Annotated in this window: 8 protein-coding genes; 3 read left to right on the top strand and 5 right to left on the bottom strand. The window is 64.1% G+C overall.

What is annotated here, in order from left to right; translation table 11 throughout:
• Positions 1-1,133, bottom strand: a 1,133-nt coding sequence (locus EOB59_RS28170) for an argininosuccinate synthase (RefSeq protein WP_128289729.1), incomplete at its 3' end; no start/stop codon positions are given.
• A gap of 298 nt (positions 1,134-1,431) precedes the next feature.
• Here EOB59_RS28170 and EOB59_RS28165 point away from each other — a divergent pair.
• Together EOB59_RS28165 and EOB59_RS28160 are read left to right on the top strand one after the other, a co-directional pair.
• Positions 1,432-3,507, top strand: coding sequence for a bifunctional diguanylate cyclase/phosphodiesterase (locus EOB59_RS28165; RefSeq protein WP_245486792.1), 2,076 nt, complete (start codon positions 1,432-1,434; stop codon positions 3,505-3,507).
• 125 nt (positions 3,508-3,632) lie between these two features.
• Positions 3,633-4,274, top strand: coding sequence for a LysE family translocator (locus EOB59_RS28160; RefSeq protein ID WP_127271180.1), 642 nt, complete (start codon positions 3,633-3,635; stop codon positions 4,272-4,274).
• Positions 4,275-4,280: 6 nt separating this feature from the next.
• Here EOB59_RS28160 and EOB59_RS28155 read toward each other — a convergent pair whose 3' ends face one another.
• From EOB59_RS28155 to rlmN, 3 genes are read right to left on the bottom strand one after another with little or no spacing between them, the layout of a single operon-like run.
• Complete coding sequence (locus EOB59_RS28155; RefSeq protein ID WP_128289728.1) at positions 4,281-4,760, bottom strand: hypothetical protein; 480 nt, start codon at positions 4,758-4,760, stop codon at positions 4,281-4,283.
• Positions 4,760-5,209, bottom strand: a complete 450-nt coding sequence (locus tag EOB59_RS28150; protein WP_127321011.1) for a hypothetical protein — start codon at positions 5,207-5,209, stop codon at positions 4,760-4,762. The genes EOB59_RS28155 and EOB59_RS28150 overlap by 1 nt, the downstream gene beginning before the upstream one ends.
• On the bottom strand, positions 5,206-6,441 hold the full coding sequence (gene rlmN / locus EOB59_RS28145) for a 23S rRNA (adenine(2503)-C(2))-methyltransferase RlmN (protein ID WP_127329343.1): 1,236 nt from the start codon (positions 6,439-6,441) through the stop codon (positions 5,206-5,208). The genes EOB59_RS28150 and rlmN overlap by 4 nt, the downstream gene beginning before the upstream one ends.
• 158 nt (positions 6,442-6,599) lie before the next feature.
• Between rlmN and EOB59_RS28140 the strand changes: the two genes are divergently transcribed.
• Positions 6,600-7,955 (top strand): chloride channel protein, encoded by a 1,356-nt coding sequence (locus EOB59_RS28140; RefSeq protein ID WP_128289727.1) that lies wholly within the window; start codon positions 6,600-6,602, stop codon positions 7,953-7,955.
• 67 nt (positions 7,956-8,022) lie between these two features.
• On the opposite strand, the gene EOB59_RS28135 is transcribed toward EOB59_RS28140, so the two are convergent.
• Positions 8,023-8,526: an invasion associated locus B family protein gene (locus EOB59_RS28135; RefSeq protein ID WP_127268363.1), complete on the bottom strand. Its 504-nt coding sequence runs from the start codon at positions 8,524-8,526 to the stop codon at positions 8,023-8,025.
• Between the last annotated feature and the right edge of the window lie 122 nt (positions 8,527-8,648).

The raw sequence follows: 8,648 nt of genomic DNA, 5'->3' as shown, positions 1-8,648 counted from the left end.
CGGTCGTCCTCGAAAGTGACCAGCGCGTCGGAATAGAGCGTCTTCTTCGACTTGCGGCCGGTGACCATGACGTTGCCCTTGTAGAGCTTGAGCCGCACCGTGCCCTCGACGTCTTCCTGGCTCTTGTCAATCATCGCCTGCAGCATCAGCCGTTCGGGCGCGAACCAGAAGCCGTTATAGATCAGCTCGGCGTAACGCGGCATGAACTCATCCTTGAGGTGGGCCGCACCTCGGTCGAGCGTGATCGATTCGATGGCGCGATGCGCGGCGATCAGGATGGTGCCGCCTGGTGTTTCGTAGACGCCGCGCGATTTCATGCCGACGAAGCGGTTTTCGACCAGGTCGAGCCGGCCGATGCCATTGTCGCGGCCAAGATCGTTGAGTGCCGCCAGCATGGTCGCCGGCGACAGTTTCTTGCCATTCAGCGCGATCGGATCACCCTTCAGGAACTCGATCTCGATCTCGGTGACCTTGTCCGGCGCGTCCATCGGCGAAACGGTGCGCTGATGAACGAATTCCGGCGGTTCCACCCACGGATCTTCCAGCACCTTGCCCTCGGAGGACGAGTGCAGCAGGTTGGCGTCGACGGAGAACGGCGCGTCGCCCTTTTTATCCTTCGGCACCGGGATCTGGTGCTGCTCGGCGAAATTCATCAGGTCGGTACGCGACTTGAACGACCAGTCGCGCCACGGCGCGATGACCTTGATGTCGGGGTTCAGTGCGTAAGCCGAGAGCTCGAAGCGAACCTGATCGTTGCCCTTGCCGGTGGCGCCATGCGCAATCGCGTCGGCGCCGGTTTCCCGGGCGATCTCGACCAGATGCTTGGAGATCAGCGGCCGGGCGATCGAGGTGCCGAGCAGGTAGGTGCCTTCATAGACGGTGTTGGCGCGGAACATCGGGAAGACGAAGTCGGCGACGAATTCCTCGCGCACGTCGACGATGCGGATGTCCTTGATGCCCATCATCTCGGCCTTGCGGCGCGCCGGTTCCAGTTCTTCACCCTGGCCGAGATCGGCGGTGAAGGTGATGACCTCGGCGCCGAACTCCGTCTGCAGCCATTTCAGGATGATGGATGTGTCGAGACCGCCGGAATAGGAGAGCACGACTTTCTTGATGTCTTTGGCCTTGGACATTTTTACCCCGTCGATGGCGGACGCCCCAGCCTGGGCGTCACGGATTGTCGCAGCGCCTTTTAGCAGGAACGGCAGAGCGAGCAAGCACGCGTGCATGCATGGCTTCTGGTCCAGCGCATGGCCGGGGGCGGCCGGCAGCGAAAACAATCTGCTGCAATCAAAGGCTGCATTTGCTGGAGGGACTTAATCAAGTTTTCACGCCGCGCCGCTAACACTTACGACAAAGCCGCCTTGACCACGTTCCGGGCGGCTTCTTGCCTGCTTTGTCGCGGGTGTCCTCGGACTCGGGCCGTTCTTGATGCGCGTTATATCATGCATCGCCATGGAGCATAATCTGTGGCTTGTCCTGCTGGCGGCGCTGATGTGCGTCACCGGCTGCTGGGTGACGATCGGCCTCTTCGACCGTTCGAGGAAAACCGCCGGCGTGCAGATGAAGGGCTGGCTGTTCCTGACCGCGGTCGCCGCCGGCTCGTCGATCTGGTGCACCCATTTCATCGCCATGCTGGCCTACCAGCCCGGCGCGCCGATCACCTTCGATCCGGTCCTGACCATGGCATCCCTCGTCATCGCCATCGTCGGCACCGGGCTGGGCTTCACCGTCGCATCCAGCAAGAGCCGGCGCCTGGCTCCGGAATGGGGCGGCGTCGTCGTCGGCCTGGCGATTTCGGCCATGCACTACACCGGCATGATGGCTTATCACGTTGCCGGCATCGTCGAATGGGACGGCTCCTATGTCGTGGCCTCACTGGTTATCTCGGCCGTGTTCTCCGCCTTGGCCGTCGGCCATGCCGTGCGCCGGCCATACCGCTGGTCGCATTATCTCGCCATCGGGCTGCTGGTGCTGGCGATCGTCGGCCTGCATTTCACGGCTATGGCCGCGGTGGCGGTGACGCCGCTGTCCTTCATCAGCACAGGCACCAATCCCGATATTCTGGTGGCAATGGCGGTCGCCGTCGCCGTGGTCGGCCTGATCGTCGCGGCCACCGGCTTCGCCAGCTATCTGATCGATGAGCGTGGCCGTCTGGAGAGTTTCGAGCGGCTTCAGCATCTCGCCCTCAACGACGCCCTTACCGGCCTTCCCAACCGGGTCTCCTTCAACGACCGCCTCGACCATGAGATCGACCGGGCACGCGAGGGCGAGGACACAATGACGGCGGTCATCGTCATCGATCTCGACCGCTTCAAGGAGATCAACGACCTCAGGGGGCATGCGGCCGGCGACCAGGCGCTCAAGATCGTCGCCCGCAGGCTGGCGAAACTCACCGGCGAGGGCGAGTTCGTCGCCCGGCTCGGCGGTGACGAGTTCGCCGCGATCAAGCGCTTCAAGGATCAGAAGGACCTTCTCGGGCTGGTCTCGCGGCTGGAGAAATCCCTGTTCGAACCGTTGCGGCTCGACGATTTCGAGATCGCCGCGGGCGCCAGCATCGGCGTCGCCGTCTATCCGCGCGACGGGGCCGACCGCGAGCGGCTGGTCAGCAATGCCGATCTTGCCATGTACCGGGCGAAGAACGACGTCACGCGAGCCGTCTGCTTCTACGAATCCGCCATGGACGAGACGGCGCGGGCGCGCCGCGCCTTGGCCACCGACCTTCGCCAGGCGATCGACCGCGGCGAGCTTTCGCTGCACTATCAGGTGCAGACCTCGGTCCCGACCGGCGCCACCTGCGGCTACGAGGCGCTGCTGCGCTGGACCCATCCCGTGCACGGCATGATTCCGCCCGCTGAATTCATCCCGATTGCCGAAGAGAACGGCTCGATCATGGCGATCGGCGAATGGGTGCTGCGGACCGCGTGCCGCCAGGCGGCCTCGTGGGGCAATGGCCACAAGATCGCGGTCAATCTGTCACCGGTACAGTTCGCCCATGCCGATCTCGCCAAGCTCATCCATCAAATCCTGATCGAGACCGGGCTGTCGCCGAAACGGTTGGAGCTGGAGCTCACCGAATCGACGATCGTCGCCGACAAGGTGCGCACGCTGCATGTCCTGCGCCAGATCAAGGCGCTGGGGGTGACGATCGCGATCGACGATTTCGGCACCGGCTATTCATCGCTCGATACGCTGCGCTCGTTTCCCTTCGACAAGATCAAACTCGACCGCTCGTTCATGGCTGACGTCGAGCGAAGCCCGCAGGCCAAGGCCATCATCCGGGCGGTGCTGACGCTGGGCCGCAGCCTCGACATTCCGGTGCTTGCCGAAGGCGTCGAGACGCATGTCCAGCTCACCATCCTGCAGGTCGAAGGCTGCAACGAGGCGCAAGGCTATTTCCTCGGCCGGCCCAAGCCGATCGACCAGATCACCGGGGACGCCGATGTTAGCAACGATCAACTCGTCGCGGAGGAGCCGGCGAGGATGCGGCTGAGCAGGCAGGCATAGGACGCCGCGGCCGGCCGTCCAGCGAATGCCTTGCGGACGCCTTCTGGATCGACATCGGGTGGCTGCTGTGTCTGGCATCGTCATGGCGCATCCTGTATAGGCCTCCCAATTCCCTGGGGCCGCTCATGTCGTTCATTCCAGACACCGCCACGCTGATCCAGTTCGCCATCGCCACGGTCATCCTGGCGATCACGCCGGGTCCGGACATGACGCTGTTCGTCTCGCGCACGCTCAACCAGGGCCGTGCCACCGGCTTTGCCTCGATGGCCGGCGCGCTGTGCGGCACGCTGATCCACACCACGCTGGTGGTTGTCGGTGTCTCGGCGCTGATCGTCGCCTCGCCGATGGCTTTCTTCGTGCTGAAGATCTTCGGCGCGGGCTATCTCGTCTTCCTGGCCTGGCAGGCAATCACCAGGGGCTCGGCCTTTTCGCCGGAGAAGAAGACAGGCCCCGAGATTTCGCTGTTGCGCAGCTGGGCGGCGGGCCTTGGCGTCAATCTGCTCAATCCGAAGATCATCCTGTTCTTCATGACCTTCCTGCCGCAGTTCGTCTCCGCGCATGATCCGAACGCACCGGGAAAGCTGTTTTTCCTTGGGCTGATGTTCATCGTGCTGTCGGTCCCGGTGACGGTCCCGATGGTGCTGGCGGCGGAAAAGTTTTCGGCGGCGATGAAGGCCAGCCCGCGCGTCACGCGGGTGGTCGACTATCTCTTCGCCGGCGTGTTCTCCGCCTTCGCCCTCAAGATCCTGACGGCCCAGGCGAAGTAGGCGCCGTCATCCTGTCTGGCCATCCTCTTTTGACCCTGGTTCGCCTTGCCACCAGCTTGCGGCCCAGCGCCCGGCGCTGAGCCAGTAAAAGATACCACCGACCATGCCGCTGCCGATCACGGCCATGATGGCGCTGGTGTCCCTGACAGCGAAGGCGGTGTCACCGCTGTGGTTGGCAAGCCCGAGGAAAACACCGGCAACCACCGCGCCCGCCAGCGCATAGAACAGCCAGTCGCGCCGGCCGAGGATTTCGGCGAGCAGGATGACGACAGAGGCCGGCATCAGGGCGAAATAGGCGACGAACAGGGCGGCGAAGGGAATTGAGAAATACAGGGAAGCCGTCGCCGTCGGATGCGCATGCTCCGGCGTGTAGCCGAGCGATGCCAGCAACAGGATATTGAGGAAGGCGCTCGCCGCCAGCGAGGCGACGGCATAGCCGAACAGGATGACGGTGAAACGGACGAGGTAACCGACGAGACGCGCCATCAATCCCGGCCCAGAGTCTGTCGCGTGCCGGATCTGCGTCCAGCCAGAAGCCAGTAGACCGAACCGGCGGCGATGCCGGCGGTGGCGAGAAAACCCAGAAAGCCCGGATTGAAGACAAAGCTGCTGGCCGAGCGCGGCATGGATACGCCAAAGGCGATGGACGTGATCGCACCCGTGGCGGCGAAGTAGAACCATCCCCGCAGCGAAAACCGTTCGGCGACGAAGAGCGCCGGACCGACGATCAACAGCGCGCCGATCATCACGGTCAACACGGCGAGCGGGAACGAGCCCAGCCAGTCGAAGGCGAAAATGATGGACCAGTTGCCGTCTTCGATGCCTTCCAGAAGAGCGATCAGCAGCACCGGCACCAGGATCGAAGTCAGCACCGCGGCGACATAGCCGACCGCCATGATGGCGAAGCGTCTTAGCCAGGCGACGGGGCGGCTCACGCCTCGCCGTGCCCCGCTATCATCATCGCTTCCAGCGCCAGCCGGTCGACCTTGCGCATGCGCTCGGAGTCGGATTTGAGCTGGCCGCAGGCGGCGAGGATGTCGCGGCCGCGCGGCGTGCGGATCGGCGAGGCATAGCCGGCATTGTTGATGTAATCGGCGAATTTCTCGATCGTCTCCCAGTCCGAGCACTGGTAGTTGGTGCCCGGCCACGGGTTGAACGGGATCAAATTGATCTTGGCCGGAATGCCCTTGAGCAGCTTGATCAGGCCCTTGGCGTCCTCGATGGAATCGTTGACGTCCTTCAGCATCACATATTCGAAGGTGATGCGCCTGGCGTTCGACAGGCCGGGATAGGCGCGGCAGGCGGCGATCAGCTCCTTCAGCGGATACTTCTTGTTGATCGGCACAAGCAGGTCGCGCAGATCGTCATTGGTGGCATGCAGCGAGATCGCCAGCATGACGCCGATCTCCTCGCCGGTGCGGAAGATTTCCGGCACGACGCCGGAGGTCGATAGCGTGATGCGGCGCTTCGACAAGGAAAGGCCGTCACCGTCGGAAGCGATCAGCAGCGCCTTCTTGACCGCTTCGAAATTGTAAAGCGGTTCGCCCATTCCCATCATGACGATGTTGGACACTTTGCGGCCCTCGGCCGGCACGATGGCGCCGTCGGGCGTGTCGCGGTCGGGAAAATCGCCGAGCCGGTCGCGGGCGGTGAGCAGCTGGGCGAGGATCTCCTCAGCCGTCAGATTGCGCACCAGCTTCTGCGTGCCGGTGTGGCAAAACGAGCAGGTCAGCGTGCAGCCCACCTGCGAGGAGATGCACAGCGTGCCGCGACCCTCTTCGGGAATGTAGACAGTCTCGATCTCGACCGGCCGGCCGGCGCCGCGCGGCGGAAAGCGGAACAGCCACTTTCGCGTGCCGTCGGCGGAAATCTGCTCCTCGACGATCTCGGGCCTGGCGACGGTGAAGTGCTTGTCCAGTTCGGCGCGCAGATCCTTGGAAATGTTGAACATGCCGGCGAAATCGGAGACGCCGCGCACATACATCCAGTGCCACAGCTGCTGGGCGCGCATTTTCGCCTGGCGCTCGGGCACAGTGCCTGATGCAACCAGAGCCTCGGCGAGCTCGACCCGCGTCAGGCCGATCAGCGACGGCTTTTCGGGCTGTGCCGCGCGGGCGCGCAACGCGTCGCGGGCGCCGTCAGTGGTGAGATCGAATGAAAGGGTCATGGTTGCACTGATATAAGCGGTTTGCGGCCGATTTCACGCATCGTGCCGGAAAGGAAGCGCGGCGCATAGCACAGGTTGAGGGCAGAGTCATGGGTTGTGCCGGTTTAACCTCTGGCCTGCACGTGTTAGGGCTCGATACTCCCCGCTCGAGGACAGACATGGCCGGCACATCGCGAAGATATCCCATGCTGCGGCGTTCGCGCGCGATGTGGGGCTCACGGCGGGTGTGGCAGCCGCGCCTGGTGTTCTGGGCCGGGGCGCTTGGCATCGGTGTGATCAGCGTGCTGTTCGCGGTGCTGGCGGACAGGGCGCAGGAACTGTTTCACCTGATGACAGGAGACGGAGGCGGCTGGCGTTTCTATCTGCCGCTTGCCGTTACGCCGTTGGGTTTCGTGCTGTGCGCCTGGCTTGCCCACACCTTCTTTCCCGGCTCGCAAGGCAGCGGCATTCCGCAGGCGATCGCCGCCCGCCATCTTCGCGACGACGAGGACCGAAGTCATATCCTGTCCCTCAAGCTGGTGGTCGGCAAAATCATGCTCACCATCGTCGGCCTGTTCTGCGGCGCCTCGATCGGCCGCGAGGGTCCGACCGTGCAGGTCGGCGCGTCGCTGATGCTGCAGGCGGCGCGCTGGGGCGGCATGGTGCAGGCGCGGGGCCTGATCCTGGCCGGGTCGGCCGCCGGTATCGCCGCCGCCTTCAACACGCCGCTGGCCGGCATCGTCTTCGCCATCGAGGAGATGGGCCGCACCTACGAGGCGCGTACCAACGGGCTGGTGCTGACGGCGGTGATCCTGGCCGGCCTCGCCTCGCTCGGCCTGCTCGGCAACTACACCTATTTCGGCGTCGCCAAGGACACCATCTCGTTTGCCGCCGAGTGGCCGCTGGTGATCGCCTGCGGCGTCATCGGCGGCGGGCTCGGCGCGCTGTTTTCGCTGCTGGCGTTGAAGGCGACACGCCGGATCCGGCGCTGGAACACTAGGCAGCCTTTGCAGCGCGCTTTGCTGGTCGCGGCCGTCTGCGGGCTGCTGGTTGCAGTGATCGGCATCGCCTCGGGCGGGCTGACCTTCGGCACCGGTTACGTGCAGGCACGGGGCGCCGTCGAAGGCACGCCGCTGCCATGGTTCTTCTTTGCCGAAAAGTTCCTGGCGGGACTGCTGTCGATGATCTCGGGCATTCCGGGCGGCATCTTCGCGCCCTCGCTGGCGGTCGGCGCCGGCATCGGCAGTTCGCTCGGCCTCCTCTTCGGCGCCAGCACGGGGGCTGCGGCACTGCTCGGCATGGCCGGCTATTTCGCCGGGGTGGTGCAGGCGCCGATGACGGCCTTCGTCATCATCCTGGAGATGACCGGCAATCACGACAATGTCATCGCGCTGATGCTGGCCTCGATGCTGGGCTACGGTACGGCGCGCATGATCTCGCACGAACCGCTCTACCACGCGCTGTCGCGTGTTTTCATCGCCGAGGCGATCCGGCGGCGGCGGGCGGAGGCCGGGCCGGGATCGGCGCAAGGCTGAAAGCAAAAGGCCGGGCTTCGCGGCCCGGCCTTTCATTCAAAGCGAAGTGCGTGCCCGCACTCCTTGCCTATTTGCATTTGGCAATCGACGTCAGCGCCGCCGAAATACCTTTCAGCGAGAAGACATAGGAGGTGGGATTGCCGCGGCCGGACTTCGCCGTCACCTTCATGTCGGTGCCGGTCTTCATGGCGGCGATCAGCACCGGCTCCTCGGCGGCATTCTCGACCCAGGCCGATTTGCCGCGGGTGAACATCGAAAACGTCTTCTTGTCGATGGTCACGGTGGCCTTGGAGCCGTCCTGGAAATTGTAGCCGGCAATGAATTGCGGCTCGTAGGACACTTGCTGGCCGGGCCGCTGGCTGACGAAGAAGAACATGTCGCCATGATCGAGCGTAGGCGGCTGCTTGTCGGTCGGCACGGTCAGGACATAGCAGACCTTGCCGCCCGATGCCTGGTAGCTGTAGGTGCCCCAGGCATTGTGCTGGCCGATCTTGGTCGCCGACTGCGCCAGCGCCGGCGCTGCCACGGCCACCAGGACCAGGCTCGAAACTAGTGCAATCAATCCGCGCATCGCTTTTCCCGTATTCCAAATGGTGCGGAGGCAGGCCGGCATGGCGTCCTGCCCGTCGCTTCATTTTGATTTAATCTGGGTTACCAAACGGTGAATTTCCGAAGAGAAAAGGACCCTCACCC

It is taken from the genome of Mesorhizobium sp. M7A.F.Ca.MR.176.00.0.0 (assembly GCF_004023165.1).
In the GTDB taxonomy this organism is placed as follows: domain Bacteria; phylum Pseudomonadota; class Alphaproteobacteria; order Rhizobiales; family Rhizobiaceae; genus Mesorhizobium.
This window is presented reverse-complemented; position numbering and strand designations above follow the sequence as displayed.

Excerpts from the sequence above, each read along its gene's own strand:
- EOB59_RS28140 (WP_128289727.1), top strand. The coding sequence starts at position 6,600 with ATGGCCGGCACATCGCGAAGATATCCCATGCTGCGGCGTTCGCGCGCG.
- EOB59_RS28160 (WP_127271180.1), top strand. The coding sequence starts at position 3,633 with ATGTCGTTCATTCCAGACACCGCCACGCTGATCCAGTTCGCCATCGCC.
- EOB59_RS28155 (WP_128289728.1), bottom strand. The coding sequence starts at position 4,760 with ATGGCGCGTCTCGTCGGTTACCTCGTCCGTTTCACCGTCATCCTGTTC.
- EOB59_RS28165 (WP_245486792.1), top strand. The coding sequence starts at position 1,432 with ATGCGCGTTATATCATGCATCGCCATGGAGCATAATCTGTGGCTTGTC.
- EOB59_RS28135 (WP_127268363.1), bottom strand. The coding sequence starts at position 8,526 with ATGCGCGGATTGATTGCACTAGTTTCGAGCCTGGTCCTGGTGGCCGTG.
- rlmN (WP_127329343.1), bottom strand. The coding sequence starts at position 6,441 with ATGACCCTTTCATTCGATCTCACCACTGACGGCGCCCGCGACGCGTTG.